15 protein-coding genes and 1 pseudogene are annotated in these 18,022 nt (G+C 67.2%); 10 read left to right on the top strand and 6 right to left on the bottom strand.

The genetic code is table 11. The annotated features are described in order from the left end of the window. The first annotated feature begins 4 nt into the window (after nt 1-4). The gene (trpE, locus tag AC1ME3_RS13915; RefSeq protein ID WP_480953601.1) at nt 5-1,498 is read left to right on the top strand and encodes an anthranilate synthase component I; all 1,494 of its coding nucleotides are present in this window, start codon (nt 5-7) and stop codon (nt 1,496-1,498) included. 98 nt (nt 1,499-1,596) lie between these two features. Here the strand turns inward: trpE and AC1ME3_RS13910 are convergent, their stop codons facing one another. After that, nucleotides 1,597-2,001, bottom strand: a complete 405-nt coding sequence (locus AC1ME3_RS13910; RefSeq protein ID WP_136190384.1) for a hypothetical protein — start codon at nt 1,999-2,001, stop codon at nt 1,597-1,599. 184 nt (nt 2,002-2,185) lie between these two features. On the opposite strand from AC1ME3_RS13910, the pseudogene AC1ME3_RS13905 reads away from it, so the two are divergent. From AC1ME3_RS13905 to moaC, 4 genes and pseudogenes are all read left to right on the top strand, one after another. Beyond that, a pseudogene (locus tag AC1ME3_RS13905) lies at nt 2,186-2,749 on the top strand (anthranilate synthase component II); the annotation flags it as partial. A 113-nt stretch (nt 2,750-2,862) separates the two neighbouring features. Next, the gene (gene trpD / locus AC1ME3_RS13900) at nt 2,863-3,855 is read left to right on the top strand and encodes an anthranilate phosphoribosyltransferase (RefSeq protein ID WP_480953600.1); all 993 of its coding nucleotides are present in this window, start codon (nt 2,863-2,865) and stop codon (nt 3,853-3,855) included. Nucleotide 3,856: 1 nt separating this feature from the next. After that, nucleotides 3,857-4,633: an indole-3-glycerol phosphate synthase TrpC gene (trpC, locus tag AC1ME3_RS13895; RefSeq protein WP_480953599.1), complete on the top strand. Its 777-nt coding sequence runs from the start codon at nt 3,857-3,859 to the stop codon at nt 4,631-4,633. Next, nucleotides 4,630-5,097, top strand: a complete 468-nt coding sequence (gene moaC / locus AC1ME3_RS13890) for a cyclic pyranopterin monophosphate synthase MoaC (protein ID WP_480953598.1) — start codon at nt 4,630-4,632, stop codon at nt 5,095-5,097. Before trpC ends, moaC begins: the two co-directional genes overlap by 4 nt. Nucleotides 5,098-5,185: 88 nt before the next feature. On the opposite strand, the gene AC1ME3_RS13885 is transcribed toward moaC, so the two are convergent. After that, nucleotides 5,186-5,878, bottom strand: coding sequence for an energy transducer TonB (locus AC1ME3_RS13885; protein WP_480953597.1), 693 nt, complete (start codon nt 5,876-5,878; stop codon nt 5,186-5,188). A gap of 566 nt (nt 5,879-6,444) precedes the next feature. On the opposite strand from AC1ME3_RS13885, the gene AC1ME3_RS13880 reads away from it, so the two are divergent. Both AC1ME3_RS13880 and lexA read left to right on the top strand, forming a co-directional pair. Next, nucleotides 6,445-7,626, top strand: a complete 1,182-nt coding sequence (locus tag AC1ME3_RS13880; RefSeq protein WP_480953596.1) for a molybdopterin molybdotransferase MoeA — start codon at nt 6,445-6,447, stop codon at nt 7,624-7,626. A 68-nt stretch (nt 7,627-7,694) separates the two neighbouring features. Next, nucleotides 7,695-8,369, top strand: coding sequence for a transcriptional repressor LexA (lexA, locus tag AC1ME3_RS13875; protein WP_480953595.1), 675 nt, complete (start codon nt 7,695-7,697; stop codon nt 8,367-8,369). 603 nt (nt 8,370-8,972) lie between these two features. On the opposite strand, the gene AC1ME3_RS13870 is transcribed toward lexA, so the two are convergent. After that, complete coding sequence (locus tag AC1ME3_RS13870; RefSeq protein ID WP_480955839.1) at nt 8,973-11,228, bottom strand: ComEC/Rec2 family competence protein; 2,256 nt, start codon at nt 11,226-11,228, stop codon at nt 8,973-8,975. Nucleotides 11,229-11,318: 90 nt separating this feature from the next. On the opposite strand from AC1ME3_RS13870, the gene gltX reads away from it, so the two are divergent. From gltX to AC1ME3_RS13855, 3 genes are read left to right on the top strand one after another with little or no spacing between them, the layout of a single operon-like run. Further along, nucleotides 11,319-12,749, top strand: a complete 1,431-nt coding sequence (gltX, locus tag AC1ME3_RS13865; protein ID WP_480953594.1) for a glutamate--tRNA ligase — start codon at nt 11,319-11,321, stop codon at nt 12,747-12,749. Nucleotides 12,750-12,774: 25 nt separating this feature from the next. Beyond that, a complete protein-coding gene (locus AC1ME3_RS13860; protein WP_056048581.1) occupies nt 12,775-14,058 on the top strand; it encodes a citrate synthase in 1,284 nt (427 codons plus the stop codon). Beyond that, nucleotides 14,058-14,261, top strand: a complete 204-nt coding sequence (locus tag AC1ME3_RS13855; RefSeq protein ID WP_480953593.1) for a hypothetical protein — start codon at nt 14,058-14,060, stop codon at nt 14,259-14,261. Before AC1ME3_RS13860 ends, AC1ME3_RS13855 begins: the two co-directional genes overlap by 1 nt. Here the strand turns inward: AC1ME3_RS13855 and AC1ME3_RS13850 are convergent. From AC1ME3_RS13850 to AC1ME3_RS13840, 3 genes are read right to left on the bottom strand one after another with little or no spacing between them, the layout of a single operon-like run. Beyond that, nucleotides 14,235-15,617, bottom strand: a complete 1,383-nt coding sequence (locus tag AC1ME3_RS13850) for a sensor histidine kinase (protein ID WP_480953592.1) — start codon at nt 15,615-15,617, stop codon at nt 14,235-14,237. The two genes, AC1ME3_RS13855 and AC1ME3_RS13850, sit on opposite strands and share 27 nt — an antisense overlap. Further along, entirely contained in the window at nt 15,614-16,711 is a 1,098-nt protein-coding gene (locus AC1ME3_RS13845; RefSeq protein ID WP_480953591.1) for a DUF2336 domain-containing protein, read from the bottom strand. Before AC1ME3_RS13845 ends, AC1ME3_RS13850 begins: the two co-directional genes overlap by 4 nt. A gap of 35 nt (nt 16,712-16,746) precedes the next feature. Continuing rightward, the gene (locus AC1ME3_RS13840; protein ID WP_480953590.1) at nt 16,747-17,847 is read right to left on the bottom strand and encodes a hypothetical protein; all 1,101 of its coding nucleotides are present in this window, start codon (nt 17,845-17,847) and stop codon (nt 16,747-16,749) included. Between the last annotated feature and the right edge of the window lie 175 nt (nt 17,848-18,022).

The raw sequence follows: 18,022 nt of genomic DNA, 5'->3' as shown, positions 1-18,022 counted from the left end.
TCGCATGACCAGCGCGCGCGAAGCCTTGGCCGAAGGGCGTCCCGCGCTCGTCTGGCGTCGCCAGGTCGCCGACACCGAAACGCCGGTCGCCGCCGCGCTGAAGCTCATCGAGCCTGGGCGTGGCGACTTCCTGCTCGAATCGGTCGAGGGCGGTGCGACCCGCGGCCGCCACAGCCTGATCGGCCTAGCCCCCGACCTGCTGTTTCGCGCGCACGGCCACATCGCCGAGATCAACCGTCACTGGGCCACCGATCGCGAGACGTTCGAGCCGTGCCCGGTGCCTACGCTTGATGCTCTCCGCGCGCTGGTCGCCGAATGTCGTGCGGACGTTCCCGCGGAACTGCCTCGGGCCCTCGCCTGCCTAGTCGGCTATTTCGGCTACGAGACGATCGGGCTGGTTGAAACCCTGCCGCAGCCGTCGGTAGATCCGCTCGGCCTGCCCGACATGATCTTCGTGCGGCCGACCGTCATCCTGGTGTTCGACCGCCTGACCGACGCGCTCTACCTCGTCGCACCCGCCTGGCCCGATCCCGCACGCAATGCCGATGCCATCGTGACCGAGGCCGAAGAGCGCCTCGACGCGGTCGCCGCCAAGCTCGCCAGCACGCCCGTCCCTGCACCGATCCGCGCCGACGTCGCCGAACCCGTCTACACCCCCGCGCTGCCCGAAGGCCGCTACGGCGAGATGGTTGCGGCGGCAAAGGACTATATCCTCGCCGGCGACATCTTCCAGGTCGTGCTCGCGCAACGCTTCAGCACGCCATTCGCGCTGCCGCCGTTCGAGCTCTACCGCTCGCTACGCCGCATCAACCCGTCGCCGTTCCTGTATCACCTCGACCTGCCCGGCTTCGCGCTGATCGGATCGAGCCCAGAGATCCTCGTCCGCGTTCGCGACGACGAAGTGACGATCCGCCCGATCGCCGGTACGCGCCCCCGCGGCAAGACCGCCGCCGAGGACGAGGCGAACCGCATCAGCCTGCTCGCCGACCCGAAGGAGCGCGCGGAACACCTCATGCTGCTCGACCTGGGCCGCAACGACGTCGGCCGCGCCGCGGCGCCGGGGTCGGTGAAGGTAACGGCCAGCTACGGCGTGGAATTCTACAGCCACGTCATGCACATCGTATCGAACGTCGTCGGCACGCTGTCCCCCGACAAGGACGCGCTCGACGCGCTGTTCGCCGGCTTTCCCGCCGGCACCGTCAGCGGCGCGCCGAAAGTCCGCGCCTGCCAGATCATCGCCGAGTTGGAACCCGAACGCCGCGGCGCGTACGCGGGCGGCGTTGGTTATTTCTCGCCCGACGGCTCAATGGACTCGTGTATCGTGCTGAGAACCGCAGTGGTGAAGGACGGCACGATCCACGTTCAGGCCGGCGCGGGCATCGTCGCCGACAGCATCCCCGAATACGAACAACGCGAATGCGAAGCCAAGGCCGGCGCGATCCTCGCCGCGGCGCGCGAGGCGGTCAGCCGGGCGAAAGCTCCGGGCTTCGGTCAGTAATCTGGCGTTAGAAAGAATGTTTCCCCGCGAAGGCGGGGACCCAGACTGGGCTCCCGCCTTCGCGGGAGAACAAGATCTTTTGCCCTAACATGTTTTGCTTATGGCGTCGTATTCGTCTCGCTAGCCGGCGCACGACGCTCCTGGGCATAGGCATTGTTCCGCGCCAGGAAGCACCCCGACTGGCCACCGGTCCCGACCGCCGAGCACGTATCCGGCAACCCGCCGGCAACACGTCCGAGTTGATCCATCGACGCCGCACGATTGACCCAGCTCTGGTTCTGCGCCGCGATCGGCTTGTCGTCGCGCAACTGCTTAGGAATGCGATATGGCTGGTCGAGCGTCGAACATACCACGACTTCGCCGGCGGTCGACTTCGGGCACGCCTGGTCACCGGTCAGCGTCACGCTGCGAATGCGCTGCGGCGGCGTATCGACCTGCGCTTCCTGCGCGTACGCCATGGCGGGGAATGCGATCAGTGCGGCGAGGACGGCGGTACGAAACATGGATCAGGCTCCTTTGAGCGAATAACGTCCGTCATGCAGCATTGCTCCGCACTGAATGATGGTCGCCTGCCCGGGCGATATAGGAACCACCATCGCCCTTCGCGACTATGCCAAGGACGATTAGCGCCGAACCGTCCCGGCCGAGCGCTGTTGCACCGCGCCCCGCATCGGCTATGGCGGCGCCATGATCCTCGTCGTCGACAATTACGACAGCTTCACCTGGAACCTCGTCCATTACCTGATGGAACTGGGCGCCGAGGTCGAAGTCGTCCGCAACGATGCGATCTCCGCCGGGCAGGCTCTGTCGTCGGGCGCGGACGCGTTCCTCATCTCCCCCGGCCCCTGCACGCCGACCGAGGCGGGCGTAAGCCTCGACCTCGTCGCCGCCTGCGCGGACGCCGGCAAGCCGCTGCTCGGCGTATGCCTCGGCCACCAGGCGATCGGCCAGCATTTCGGCGGCAAGGTCGAGCGCGGTGGCCTGATGCACGGCAAGACCTCGCCCGTCGTCCACGACGACACCGGACTCTACGCCGGGCTGCCCTCGCCGTTCATCGCCACGCGCTATCACTCGCTGATCGTCAACGCGGTCCCCGACACGCTGGTCGTCAACGCGACCGCGCAGGACGGCACGGTCATGGGCTTCCGCCACAAGACCCTGCCGATCCACGGCGTCCAGTTTCACCCGGAAAGCATCGCGACCGAGCATGGCCACGAGATGCTCGCGAACTTCCTCAAGATGGCGAACATCCCCCACCAACTCCCCTCCCGCCTGCGGGAGGGGTCGGGGGAGGGCCGCGCCGCACCCACGACGCCTGCGAGACAAGCCCCTTCCCTGACCCCTCCCGCAGACGGGAGGGGAATGTGACCACCACCACCCTCCTCCCAGACCCATCGTCGCCCCTCTCCCGCGAGTCCGCCCGCGAAGCGTTCGCCGACATCCTCGACGCCCGCGCGAGCGACGACGCGATCGCCACCTTCCTCACCGATCTGGCTACCCGCGGCGAGACCAGCATCGAGATCGCCGAAGCCGCGCGCGCGCTCCGCAACCGAATGATCCCGATCGACGCCCCCGCCGGCGCGATCGACGTCTGCGGCACCGGCGGCGACGGCCACCACACCCTGAACGTCTCGACGGCCGTCGCGCTCGTCGTCGCCGCAACCGGCGTCCCCGTCGCCAAGCACGGCAACCGAGCTGCCTCGAGCAAGGCCGGCGCCGCCGACACGCTGGAGGTACTCGGTCTCGACATGGACCGCGCCGGCGCCACTGCCGAGGCGAGCCTCAACGAGATCGGCATCGCCTTCCTCTTCGCCGCCAATCACCACCCGGCGATGAAGCGCATCACCCCGATCCGCCAACGCATAGCCAAGCGGACGATCTTCAACCTGATGGGCCCGCTCGCCAACCCGGCCGGCACCACCCGCCAGCTCATCGGCATCGCCCGCCCGGACTACGTCACGCTCTACGCCGAAGCGCTCGAACAGCTCGGCACCGAAGCCGCGCTCGTCGTCTCGGGCGAAGAAGGCCTCGACGAACTGTCGGGTGCCGGCCCCAGCATCGTCGCCTCGGTCGGCACCGTCGCGCTGCCGGGCAAAGTCGCCCCCGAAGACGCCGGCCTCACCCGCCACGCGATCACCGACATCCGCGGCGGCGACGCGCACCACAACGCCGACGCGCTCCGCCGCCTCCTCAAGGGCGAAGCCGGCGCCTACCGCGACGCCGTCCTGCTCAACGCCGCCGCCGCCTTGATGGTCGCCGGCACCGTCACCACTCTCGTCGACGGCGCGGCCAAGGCCGCCGCCGCCCTCGACACCGGCAGCGCCGACGCGCTGCTCGCCCGCTGGATCGCCTACTGACATGACCATGCTCGACCGTATCCTCGAGACCAAGCGCGCCGAAGTCGCCGCGCGCAAGGCCACGACCTCGCTCGCCGATATCGACGCCGGTATTGCCCGCATGTCGAAGCCCCGCGGCTTCCGCGCCGCGCTCGACGCCAAGACCGGCTATGCGCTGGTCGCCGAGGTCAAGAAAGCCAGCCCGTCGAAGGGCCTTATCCGCGCCGACTTCGATCCCGTCGCCCACGCCCGCGCCTACGAAGCCGGGGGCGCCGCGTGCCTGTCGGTGCTGACCGACGAAAAGTGGTTCCAGGGCTCCGACGCGTATCTGACCGCGGCGCGCGACGCCGTCTCGATCCCCGTCCTGCGGAAAGACTTCATGGTCGACCCATGGCAGTCGACCGAGGCGCGCGCGATCGGCGCCGACTGCATCCTGATCATCGTCGCAGCGCTCGACGACATCCAGATGGCCGAGATCGAGGCCTCCGCGCTCGAATGCGGCATGGACGTGCTGGTCGAGGTCCACGACGCGCACGAGATGGAGCGCGCGCTGAGGCTCAAGTCGCGCCTGATCGGCGTCAACAACCGCGACCTGCGCGACTTCTCGGTCGATTTCCAGCGCACCTACGACCTCGTCGGCAAGGCGCCCAAGGACTGCACCTTCGTCGCCGAGAGCGGGCTCACGACCCGCGCTGAACTCGACGCGATGGCCGAACACGACATCCACTGCTTCCTGATCGGCGAAGCGCTCATGCGCCAGGACGACGTCGAAGCCGCCACCCAGGCGCTCATCGGATGACCGGCCTGACCCACATCGACGAAGCCGGCGCGGCAAGAATGGTCGACGTCGGCGGCAAGGCGGTCACCGCCCGCGAAGCCATCGCCTCCGGCCGCATCACCATGTCCGCCGAAGCCGCCGCGGCGATCGGCGCCGGCACCGCGAAAAAGGGCGACGTCCTGGCAGTCGCGCGGGTTGCCGGCATCATGGCCGCCAAGCGCACCAGCGACCTCATCCCCCTCTGCCACCCGCTCCCGCTGACGAAGGTTGAGATCGAACTCGTAGTGGACGAAACCGGCGTAACCGCGACCGCCACCGCCTCGACCGAAGGCAGGACCGGCGTCGAAATGGAAGCCCTGACGGCTGCCACGGTAACGCTCCTGACGATCTACGACATGGCCAAGGCGATCGACAAGACGATGGTCCTCACCGACATCCGCGTCCGCGCAAAGTCCGGCGGCAAATCCGGCAACTGGACCGCCTAAAACAAAACCCTCTCCCCAAAGGGGAGAGGGAAAGACGCCAAAGGCGTCGAGGGTGAGGGCAGGCCAAGCAGAACGCGCTCAGCTGAACTCAATCCCCGCCAATAGCCCATTCATGATCCTCGACGATCGTAGACTCCACCGGCCGCCCCGCCGCATCGAGCGAAGGATCATACCGAAACCGCTCCTCTATCAACCGACACGTAAGCGTATCCAGCTCCCGGCTCCCGCTCGACCGAGTCACCCGGCACCGCGAAACCCGCCCATCGGTCTGCACCAGATACCGCACCGAAACCCGACCCCGAATCCCCGTCTCGGCCGCCTCGCGCGGATAGTCCGAATCCTTCAACCGCCCCTTACGCCACCGCGGCGGCGTCTCCTCTCCACCCCCACCGTCACCATCGCCATACCCACCGCTGCCGGTGCCATTACCAATCCCCCCACTCCCGGTCCCCGGTCCGCGAACATCCGAAGCGCCAGCCGTCGCCTGCGCCCCCACCCCAGCCTTCTCCGCGACCACGACCGGCGGTGGCACGACGATCGGTACCACCGGCGGCGGCGCCACCACCTCCGTAGCCTTCGACTTCAAATTAGGCGGCGACGCAGCCCCCTCCGGCTTGCGGCTAGGCGACGGCCGAGGCCTAACCTTCTCCTCAGGCGGTGGTGGTGACGGCGGCGCCGCATCGAACACCTTCAACGCATCGCTCACCGCCGCCGGCATCGGCACCACCAGCCCGTTGAGCAGCGCATAGCCCAGCACCCCCGGCAACAGGGCAGCACCCACCGCCGCCCCGATCCTGTCTCTCGCCCGAGGCTGATTACGTGTCATCATACTGATCTGGTGCCTCTTTCTCCCAAACAAAGCCCTGCTTCGGATGAACCCCCGCTGGCCGAGCGCTTTGGGAAGGCGACAGGCGATCACCCGCGTCCCCTCGTCGGCTCGGAAGAGGGCAGCCCCCCAACCACCACCCCGGCGAAGGCCGGGGCCCAATTGGGAAGTTCGCAGTAACGAAGCGCGACGTCCGCCAAACCCATGTTTCCCCGCGAAGGCGGGGACCCAGTCTGGGCTCCCGCCTTCGCGGGAGAACAAGAAGGATGTCGCAAACGTTCGATATCAAGCAGCGCAGAGAGCAACGGATCGTCCTGCCGCAGCCCCAACAACACCTGTCCTACATCCCAAACCCATGGCAAAGCGCCAGCCACGCCAAAACTCACCCCCTCCCGCCGGACCTTCTACCGGACGAGACCGTTCCAAACCTGAACCCCAGATCCGCTCCCGCCAAGAGTCTCCCAGCGTGTGAACTTCCTGCACTTCCAGCAGGAAAACCACGTAATATCAGAGCCAAAAGCATGACCCTAGTCCCCGTCGCCGAAGCCCAGAACCGCCTCTTCGCCATGGCCCCCCGCGTCGCTAGCGAGACCGTGACGTTACGCGAAGCCGCCGGCCGCTGGGCCGCCGAGGACATCCTCGCCCGCCGGACGCAACCCGCCGCGGATCTCTCGGCCATGGACGGCTACGCGATCCGCTTCGAAGACCTCCCCGGCCCCTGGAAAGTCATCGGCGAAAGCGCCGCCGGCCGCCCCTTCGCAGGCCACGTCGCCTCCAACGAGGCCACCCGCATCTTCACCGGCGCCGCCATGCCCGACGGCGCCGACACCGTCATGGTCCAGGAAGAAGCCGAGCGAGACGGCGCGACCCTGATCCTAGCCGGCGAAGGCCCGCCCACGGTCGGCCGCAACACCCGCCGCAAGGGCCTCGACTTCTCCACCGGCACCCGCCTCATCGCCGCCGGCGACCGCCTCAGCCCCGCACGCATCGCCGTCGCCGCAACCGGCGGCCACGGCAGCCTCACCGTCAATCGCCGCGTCCGCGTCGCCGTCGCCGCCACCGGCGACGAACTCGTCCCCCCCGGTTCGACCACCGACGGCGTCGCGCTCCCCGAATCGAACGGCATCATGCTCGCCGCGATGCTCGCCGACATGCCCGTCGACGTCGTCGATCTCGGCATCCTGCCCGACAATCTCGACATACTCCGCGAAGCCTTCGCCAGCGTTCAGGCAGACCTGCTCGTCACCACCGGCGGCGCGTCGGTCGGCGACCACGACCTCGTCCGCCCGGCGATCGAAGCCGCCGGCGGCACCATCGAATTCTGGCGGATCGCGCTGCGCCCCGGCAAGCCGATGATGGCCGGCCGGATCGGCGAGATGATGGTGCTCGGCCTCCCCGGCAACCCGGTCTCCGCGTTCGTCACCGCGACGTTGTTCGTCAAACCCGTCGTCGCGCACATGGCCGGCGCCCGCGACCCGTTGCCCCAGTCGACCCACGCCCTCCTCGGCGAAGACCTGCCCGCCAACAACGCCCGCACCGACTATCTCCGCGCCGAACTGCGCGACGGCAAAGCCTATGCCTCGACGATCCAGGACAGTTCGATGCTGCTCACGCTCGCCCGCTCGACCTGCCTGATCGTCCGCCCCGGCAACGCACCCTTAGCAAAGACAGGCGAATCGGCGGAAATCCTCGTGATCGCGTGAAGCGAGCGCTTGACGCGGTTAATTATGTTCCATAGAAGTTCCCAGTCTGTTCCGGACGGAGAACCGCCATGCTCACGCGCAAGCAGCACGAACTCGTCTGCTTCATCAACGATCGCCTCAACGATACCGGCGTCTCGCCGTCGTTCGAAGAGATGAAGGACGCACTCGACCTCAAGTCGAAGTCGGGCGTCCACCGTCTGATCAGCGCGCTCGAGGAGCGCAACTTCATCCGCCGCCTGCCGAACCGCGCGCGCGCGCTCGAAGTGCTGCGCATGCCCGAGCGTGCGGAAAAGAAGACGCCGACCAAGCCATCGAACGTCAAGGCCGCCCCAGCGGCCGCGACGCCGCAACCAGCGAACGACGTCGTCGAAATCCCGCTCCACGGCCGCATCGCCGCCGGCGTCCCGATCGAGGCGTTCGAAGGCAGCACTATGCTGGCTGTCCCCGCCGCACTCCTCGGCACCGGCGAACACTACGCCCTCGAAGTTTCGGGCGACTCGATGGTCGAAGCCGGCATCCTCGACGGCGACTACGCCCTGATCCGCCGCACCGAAACTGCCCGCGACGGCGAGATCGTCGTAGCCCTGATCGAAGACAGCGAAGCCACTCTAAAATACTTCCGTCGCGAAGGCGCCATGGTCCGCCTCGACCCGGCAAACCGAGCCTACGACCCTCAACGCTATGCCCCCGCCCAAGTTCGCGTCCAAGGCAAACTCTCCGGCATCCTCCGCCGCTACGACTGAGTTGCCGAGACCGGGCTGCGTCATCGCGACGCAGCCCGGTCTCGGTTTTTGGTTGCTCAGGAAAAGCGACAGCCTAGCCCCTTAGCTAAGTCGCTTCTCCGCCCGACAACAGCGACGGGATCTGTTGGGCAAGTTAAGCTAGATGCACTGGGCGTGTCGAAAAGCGGCTAGTTTTTCGACACCCCCAACCAGCCCCCAAGCGTCCGAAAGCCCCTCTAACGCTTCGATGCATAGTCGCGCTCTCAACTCGAATGCCCAATCTCTGCGCCTCTGCGCCTCTGCGCGAACATCTCGTCCTCAATCTCCAGCGCGGCCGAAGAATTGGTTCACGTGGAGACGCGGAGCTGTTGCGCTTAGGGAAAACGAAGCACCTCCAAACGTCTTCGGAAGGAAGACTAAACAGTCCCCAGCCTGAGCCACCCCGTCATACAAAAACCTTCTCCGCGCCTCCGCGTCTCGGCGTGCACCAGTTCTTCTTGCTGTGACCGTATGCGACGACGGAAGATTTTGTTCACGCGAAGGCGCAAAGGCGCGAAGATATGGTGCCTGGATCAGCGCCTACCGGCCTTCGCGGACCGCCGAAAACCAACGTCGGCTTATCGTTCATGGAGGTATAAAGGTCTCCCGAGTCGCATCACCTTCGCGCCTTTGCGCCTTCGCGTGAACATTTCTACTTTGACGGACTCGGCTGGCGCGAAACGCCGGCACAGCACCGTGAAACCGGTCATGGCGCGGCCTGAACGCGTACGCGGTGCGTTCGAGGAGAGGCGGATCGCGCCAGGGGTGGCGATCGCCTGCGTTCAGGATCGTCACGACTGTCCCGCTACCTAAGGTCAGCGCGACGCCGCCCGTACGCCGGAGTACACGACGATCCAGTTTCAGCCACCGTGGTACACACGGTTTCGGCAGACCGCGTTCGCTGACGACGACATCGGCGCCGTGACAGGCGGTAATGAACTCAGCAATCGGAACCATATAGGCGCTGCGGGTCGCCAGGATGCGCCACATCTGTCCCCGCGCAGCAATATCTGTGACGCAAAGATCGCGACTGCACCGCGCATCGGGTTGGTCCGCCAGCAGCAGCGGCTCGCCATCCACCCCGCCATTCTCGGCCAGCATGTCGCGCGTGTAGTCGCCCGCTCGGTCGCGCAGCATCGCGAGCCCCGCCGCCGTTCGCACCGCGACATGGCGCCCGTCACCGGTCACGAGAACGTCCGGGGCCGGCGTCGTCAGCGCCCAGACCGTGCCGATCACCAGCGGGACCAGCCCGAGCCGTCGCCACCGCGTTCGCCACAAGGCGATCCATATTCCCCCGACGATCATCAGCGCGAACGCCGCCGTCGGCATCGCGGGCAAGGACCGCACCGAGCCTGGCGCGCTGGCAACGATATGCGCAAGCCACAGCAGAGCATCGAGCGAGCGCTGCACCAGCCACCATATCGGCGCCCCGAGCCCGCCCGCATCGAGCAGCAACGCCAAAGCTTCCAGCGGCATAACGACGAAGGTCGTCAAGGGAATGGCGACGATGTTGGCGAACGCGCCGTAAAGCCCGGCCTTGTGGAAATGATAGACCGCGATCGGCATGAGCGCGAACTCGACGAGCAGGCCGGTGAGCAACAGCGATGCTATGCCGCGGGCGAGGCGGTGCGCTCGCCCCTCCTCATGCGGACCGAAAAACGCGCGGATCACCGGATGCTCGTGCAGCGCCATTATCGCAGTGATTGCCGCGAACGAGAGTTGAAAGCTCGGCCCCGCCGCCGATTCGGGCAGCACGAGCATGACGCACGCCGCGCCCGCCGCGACGAGGCGCAAGGTCATCGCCTCGCGCCCCATCGCCAGCGCCGCCAACACGAGCAGCGCGGCGACGCACGACCGGATCGTCGGGACTTGGCTGCCCGTCAGCAGCGTATAGCCGATCGCTGCCGCTGCTCCCGCCAACGCAGCGATCAAAGGCAAGCGCGCGTGCAACGCCAGCCACGGGCTCAGCGCCAGCAGCCGCAGCACGATCAGCATCGTCGCGGCTACCGCCGCCGTAATATGCAACCCGCTCACCGACAGCAGATGCGCGAGCCCGGCGCGGCGCATCGCCTCCGAATCCTCCTCGCTGATCGCGCCGACGTCGCCGGTTGCGAGCGCTGCGGCGATACCGCCGGCACTCCCCTCCAGTCGCGATACGATGTGATGCGACAGCGCGACGCGGATGCCGGCACCCGACTCGCTCGGCGTCGTCACGACCACCGGTGCGAAGCCGCGTCCCGTCGCACCGATCTCGCCGAACCACGCGACCCGAGCGAAATCATAGGCGCCCGGCACCGCGGGCAGCGGCGGCGGCATCAGCCGCGCCCGTAGATGCACGACCGCTCCCGTTCCCAGCAGCTTGGGTGCATCCGCTTCCGCCAGATTAACCCGGACGCGGTATGGCAGGGCGACCGGTTGCCCGTCGGTTTCGGCGCCCTTCCCGATCGGCAGCAGCGTCAGCCGGACCAGCTTCCGCGCGACCAGTGGCTCGATCGCCTCCACCCTCGCGGAGAAGCTCGCGATCGTCGGTCCACCCAGCACCGGTCGCGCCACCAACTCCGATCGCGCCCAGATCAACCCCAGCCCCAGCGCCGCCGTCAGCAACCCGATCGCCAGCGACCGCGCCGCACGCCCGCCATGCCCCACTGCCAGACACGCCAGCCCACCCGCGACCAACACCAATATCGCCACGCACCATGCCGCCGGATCAGGCAACGCGAACCACAGCGCGATCCCGCCACCCAGCATCACCGGCAGCCACAACACCAACTGGTCGCGCTCCGCCTCGAGCCAGCGTTCCACAGCCAGCCCGACGACAGCCCCCCATCGCGGCACGCCCATTTGTCGCCGCCAAGGACGCATGCTAGGGGCGGCGACGGCTGTCATGGCCATCGTTTCTCCATCGTTTCATCAGTCTGGGAGCACCCGCGGTTGGGCGCAATATCTGATACGGGCACCGCCAATTCGGCCGCACCCGTGGTTACCCGTTTCGCTCCGTCGCCGACGGGGTTCCTGCATCTCGGCGGCGCGCGCACCGCGTTGTTCAACTGGCTGTTCGCGAAAGCAAACGGGGGTAAATTCCTGCTGCGGATCGAGGATACCGACCGGGTCCGCTCGACCCAGCCGGCGATCGACGCGATCATCGACGGGATGCGCTGGCTCGGGCTCGACTGGGACGGCGACGTCGTCATGCAGTTTGCCGGTGCCGAGCGCCACGCGCAGGTCGCGCACGAGATGGTCGCGAACGGCCACGCCTATCGCTGCTACATGACCAACGACGAGATCGCCGCGATGCGCGCCGAGGCACAGGCCGCGAAGAAGCCGCTGCGCATCCGCAGCCCTTGGCGCGACCGCCCCGAGAGCGAAGCGCCGAACCTCCCCCACGTCGTCCGCCTGCGCGCGCCGCAGGAAGGTGCCGTCACGATCGAGGACCGCGTGCAAGGATCGGTCACGGTCAAGAACGAAGAGATCGACGACCTCGTCCTGCTCCGCTCCGACGGCACGCCGACCTACATGCTCGCGGTCGTCGTCGACGATCACGACATGGGCGTCACGCACGTCATCCGCGGCGACGATCACCTCAACAACGCGTTCCGCCAGCTGCCGATCTACCACGCGATGGGCTGGCCCGAGCCGACCTACGCGCACATCCCGCTGATCCACGGCCCCGACGGCGCCAAGCTGTCGAAGCGTCACGGCGCGGTGGGCATCGAGGCCTACCGCGACGAGATGGGAATTCTTCCCGAGGCGTTCGACAATTACCTACTCCGGCTCGGCTGGGGTCACGGCGACGACGAGATCATCAGTCGCGAGCAGGCGGTCGAATGGTTCGACCTGTCGGGCGTCGGCAAGTCGCCGTCGCGCTTCGACCTGAAGAAGCTCGAGAACCTCAACGGCCATTATATCCGCGAAGCCGACGACGCGCGCCTCGCGCAGCTCGCCGCCGACCGTCTCGGCCACGACCTGCCGACCGGCGGACTCGATCTTCTGACTCGGGCAATGCCCGTCCTGAAGCCGCGTGCCGCAAACCTGAACGAGTTGGCCGAAGGGTCGAATTTCCTGTTCAGTCAGCGTCCTTTGGCGATGGATGACGCCGCGGCGAGCCTTTTGCAGGGTGAAGCGAGTTCGATTTTGGTCAATGTTCATGCCGAACTTGACGCGCTCGCGGAGTGGGATACGGAAGCGCTCGAAGGCGCGGTACGGCGCGTGGCCGAAGCGCGGGGCGTCAAGCTCGGCCAGGTTGCACAGCCGCTTCGCGCCGCGCTGACGGGACGCAAGACGTCGCCGGGGATCTTCGATGTGCTCGACCTGCTCGGGCGCGAGGAGAGCCTGGGACGGATCGCCGACCGGATGGCTAGCTGATAAGATTTCGAGGAAGGATACAAGCATGAGCGAGACCGCAACCCTCAAGGTCGACGGCAAGGATTTCGAGTATCCGGTGATGTCCGGTACGGTCGGACCCGATGTCATCGATATCCGCAAGCTGTACGCGCAGACGGACAATTTCACCTATGATCCGGGCTTCACCTCGACGGCGTCGTGCCAGTCGAAGCTGACCTACATCGATGGTGACGCGGGCACGCTGCTGCACCGCGGCTACACGATCGGCGAGCTGGCCGAGCAGTCGAACTTCATGGAGGTGGCGTACCTGCTCCTGAACGGCGAACTGCCGAGCGAAGACGAGCTGGCGAACTTTTCAAACACGATCACGCGCCACACGATGGTGCACGAGCAGCTCGCGCAGTTCTTCCGTGGCTTCCGCCGCGACGCGCATCCGATGGCGATCCTGTGCGGCGTCGTTGGCGCGCTCTCGGCCTTCTATCACGATTCGACCGACATCCACGATCCGGCACAGCGCGTCATCGCGTCGCACCGCCTGATCGCCAAGATGCCGACGATCGCCGCGATGGCGTACAAGTACAGCGTCGGCCAGCCGTTCGTCTATCCGGACAACACGCTGAGCTACACCGGCAATTTCCTTAAGATGACGTTCGGCGTCCCGGCCGAGAAGTACGTCGTGAACCCGATCGTCGAAAAGGCGATGGACCGCATCTTCATCCTCCACGCCGATCACGAGCAGAACGCGTCGACCTCGACCGTTCGTCTCGCCGGATCGTCGGGCGCCAACCCGTTCGCGTGCATCGCGGCCGGCATCGCCTGCCTGTGGGGCCCCGCGCATGGCGGCGCCAACGAAGCCGCGCTCAACATGCTGCACGAGATCGGCACCGTCGACCGCATCCCCGAGTACATCGCTCGCGCCAAGGACAAGAACGATCCGTTCCGCCTGATGGGCTTCGGCCACCGCGTCTACAAGAACTACGATCCGCGCGCGGCCGTCATGCAGACGACCGTCAAGGAAGTGCTCGGCGAGCTGGGCGTCACCGACCCCGTGTTCGACGTCGCGATCGAGCTCGAGCGTCTCGCGCTCAGCGATCCGTACTTCATCGAGAAGAAGCTCTTCCCGAACGTCGATTTCTACTCGGGCGTGATCCTGTCGGCGATCGGCTTCCCGACCTCGATGTTCACCGTCCTCTTCGCGCTCGCCCGCACGGTCGGCTGGGTCGCGCAGTGGAACGAGATGATCACCGATCCCGACCAGAAGATTGGCCGTCCGCGCCAGCTCTACAGCGGCCCGACCGCGCGTGACTACGTCCCGATGGCGTCACGCTGATGAAGACGCTCCGGCCGATCCTGATGGTCGTCGGCGTGCTGTGCGCGCTGATGGGTCTGCTCTGGATCGGTCAGGGGCTGGGATACGTCCATTGGCCGCAGTCGAGCTTCATGCTCGACCAGCGGCCATGGGCGGATCGCGGCGCATTCCTCGCCGCGTTCGGCCTCGCGCTGATATTACTGGCGCGCCGGATCCGCCGGTAACGTCAAGACGAACCGCGCGCCTTCGCCGGGCGCGCTCTCGATTGTTAGATTTCCCTGCATCGCCCGCGCGAGACGCCGTGCGATGTACAGGCCGAGCCCGTTGCCGCCGGCCTCCGATTGGTCGACCCGCTCGAACTTCTCGAAAATCCGGACCTGATCCTCGGGCGCGACGCCCTTGCCCTTGTCCGCGACCACGACTACCGCGTGGGTCTGCGTGCGCGTCACGGTGACGATCACCTGCGCACCGCGTGGCGAGTAGCGCACCGCGTTGCCGACGAGATTGACCAGAACCTGCAACACGCGACGGAAATCGCCGAACGCCGGAACGCGCACGTCCAGCGCCGGGCGTGTGATCGTGACGCCCGCGTTCGCGGCGCGCACCGACAACAGCCCAACCGCCCGTCGCGCCACATCGGCGAGGTCGATGGGCTCGGGCACCAGCGCAAAATCGGGCCGCTCGACCGCCTGGAGGTCGACGAGATCATCGACAAGTTCGAGCAGATGCCGCCCCGCACTGGCGATATCCGCGGCGTAATCCGCATAATCGCCCTGCACCGGACCATCCGCCTGCGCATTGATGCTGTCTGCGTTCGCGACGATACGCGCGAGAGGAACCCGCAACGCCTTGTCGAGTCCGCTCGTAAAGGTCGGCGACAGCGTTTCCGTCGACGCGGCAGGGGGCGGCGCGTCTTCTACCACCATGCGTGCAGCGCCAACGAACCCGGCAAAGTCGCCCGCCGCATCGTGTCGAACATTGGCCGTCAACGTCACCGCGCGTCCGGAACTCCGCAGCCGCGCGGGCTGCGCCGTCATCGGGCGTCGCCGGGCGAGAGAATCGAGGATCGGCAAAGCCCCATCCGCACCGGCGTCCAGCGAAAACATCGCCGTCAGCGGTTGGCCGAGCAGCGCGAAGGCGTCGAACCCGTGCTTAGGCCCTGCATCGAGCGTAACGAACGTCAGGCGGAGCGCGGAATCCGTCTCCCACCGCCAATCCGTATCGCTGCCATGGAAATCGTCCTGAGCATCCGGCGACGGTCGCGCCGGCCGCCACGCCGCGATCTCGCGCCAGCCACTCACCGTCAGCCGTACGTTCTCGCCATCCGGTTGAGCCCGCACCCAAAGATCTACATCCGTTTCGTCGTCCGCAACGACCACGCCGCGCGACACGACGATCCCGAGCCGACGCGCCAGCCGGGCGATCGTCGCAAGCTGCGGCACCGCGAGTGGCGCACCGCGCATCCCGCCCGCCCGCTGGTTGAGCGCAACCAGCGCCGGGTCCGCAAACAACAGCGAGCCGTCGGGCGCGACGATCGCGTGCGCAATCGGGCTTTCAATCGAAGGGTCGAACACGCTCATCGCCGATCCGTACGCGCCAGCGCGCGCAACGCCATCCGAAAATCGCGGTTCAACGCCAGTGGGGCGAGCGACGCGCGCGCATCCTCGACCCCCACCGACACGATCGCGTCGAGCGCATCCGCAAACGCCTCGATATCCCGCCGCGGATCGGCCTCCGACAGCGCCAGCCCGATCCGCGCGATCGTCGGCCGATCGAGATCGATCGCGCGCAACGCCAGCCACAGCCGATCGCCCTCCGGATCGAGCGTGATCGCCCGAGCCTGATCGAACGCGATGCCGATCGCATGCGCCAGCACTGCGACGAACAACGACAGCCGCCGGTCGCCGATCGACTCGACCAGCACCGCAGGCAATTCGTTCGGTCGCGCATCGAGCGCACCGGCGAGCCGCGTCGCCACCGCATCGGGCCGCTCGCCCTCGTCATGCGCGGCGAGACTACGCTGTGCCGCATCGGTGATCGCCCGGTCGCTTTCGCGCGTGACGGACTTCAAGCCATCGCGGACAGCCGCCGCCACCCACCAGACCAGCCGATGATGCAGTTCGGCGGGCAACTCGCTGCCGCCGACCGATCCCTGCTCGTTCGCCACCCGCCGCCGGCTTTCCGCAGCCAGCAATGCAGACGCCGCCGACGCCACCACGCTGTCCGGCACCCCCGCCAGCCGTACCAGCAAGCTCGCTTCGTCGGGTTCGGCGACCTCGACCGGCAACGACGCGGCGATCAGGTCATGCCGCACGCGCGCGATCAGTTCGTCCATCAATTCTTCATCGCGGAGCAGCCCCGCACGCGTGAGACGATCGAGAACGCCCCCCGCCCCGGCCTTCAACATCGCCTCGCCGGCCTGCGTCGCGCCACCGCCCGCGAGCAGTCGTGCGGCATGTCGGCGGATGTCCCATTCGATCGCCCCGACGATCGCGCCGAGCACTTGCGCGAGCATCAGCCGCGTCCGGTCGTCGAGCCGTGCGTCGGCGTCGAGAAAGAAATCTGCGATCGTTCCGGTCAGCCGCGCGTCCGCGCGCAGGCGTGCATCCTCCGCTCGCGCAACGGGATCATAGGGCGACACGACGTCACGCACTGGGTCTGGACCGACCGACATGATCCCGTGCTTAGCCTCCGGACGTTAAGGTCCGCCTAAGGCGTTCGGCGAAGACGCTCGATGACGACGGCCAGCGTCGCGGTGGCATACACCGCGGTCAGGCCGAGCCCGAACACCGGGAACCCCAGGATCGCGAACAGCGCGACGATCATCAGATAGGCTGCCGGACTTCCCCACCACATCTGCCGTTCGCGCTCGAGTATGGCGCGTTCGGCCAGCGCGCCGATCGCGACGAGCGCGGTACCGATCGCCAATGCGGTGTTGTTCGCCGCATAGCCGCTGACGAAGAACGCGAAGACCAGGATCGATGCCGCAGCCACGCCGCCGATTGCGAGGGTCTGCCCACTGGCCATCGGCGCATCGTCGCGCAGTCCGCTCAGCACCGAGCCGAGTGCCAGGGCAATGCATCCTACGAGCGACAGGACCAGGCCGATCGACGGCAGCCCGAAGCCGATCGTCACCAATCCGGCCACGCCCAGCGCCGCGCCGGCGGCTCCAACCGTCGTGCCCGCCGCACCACGATCGACCAGCAGCGGCAATGCCAGCCGCGCGATCGGTGCGAGAACGAAGCGGTCGAACCAGCCCCGCCGTCCCGACACGATCGTCATCAGTACCGCGCGCCCGCGCTCTTCCAGCGTCCGCGCCTGACGCTCGATCCCATGCCCACCGCGCACCGCGTCGGTCGGCAGCAGCACGTGTGTCGCGCGCGATTGCACTGCGAAGCGCAGGAGTGATGACTGGAGATCGTAATCCTGCGGCAGGCCCGCGACTTCGGCGATCCGGCTCGAACTCAGCCGGGCAACGCCGGCCCAAGCCATCTGCCCACCGACACGCTCGAACCCCGGCCCTGCGTCGCTCTCGGGGACGACGAGCAGGCAGTCGCCCTCTTCGACCGCCATCGCCTTGACGATCGCATCGGTGGTGACGAGTCCGTCGCCGAGCATCAGCACCGGCGCCAGCGGGTGAAGTTTTTCGCCCGCTTCCATCGCGGATCGTACCGTATCGACGCTCACGCCGCGTCGTCCGATGCGGTTGATCGCCCCGAGCAACTCGGGGGTCATGCGCGCGACCACGATGATGATCTGCGAAACGCCGGCGGCGATCAGCAACCGCGCCTGGTACTCGATCAACGTCACGCCGCTGAAGGGCAAGGTCGCAGCAAGACGATCGGGGCGATCGTCGGCGTCATGAATTGCAAATAATAGGCCGGCAAGCATCGCAGGCTGTTAGGCGGTACGCGCCGTCCTGCAAAGCCCGCGTTCGGCCGAACTGCCCTGCGCCAAGGCTCGGTTCGGCGTTGCAGGCGCGAAA

The sequence above is a fragment of the Sphingomonas sp. BL2 genome (genome assembly GCF_056680015.1).
The sequence above is the reverse complement of the archived record's forward strand: the minus strand, read 5'-3'. Positions and strand labels throughout refer to the sequence as shown.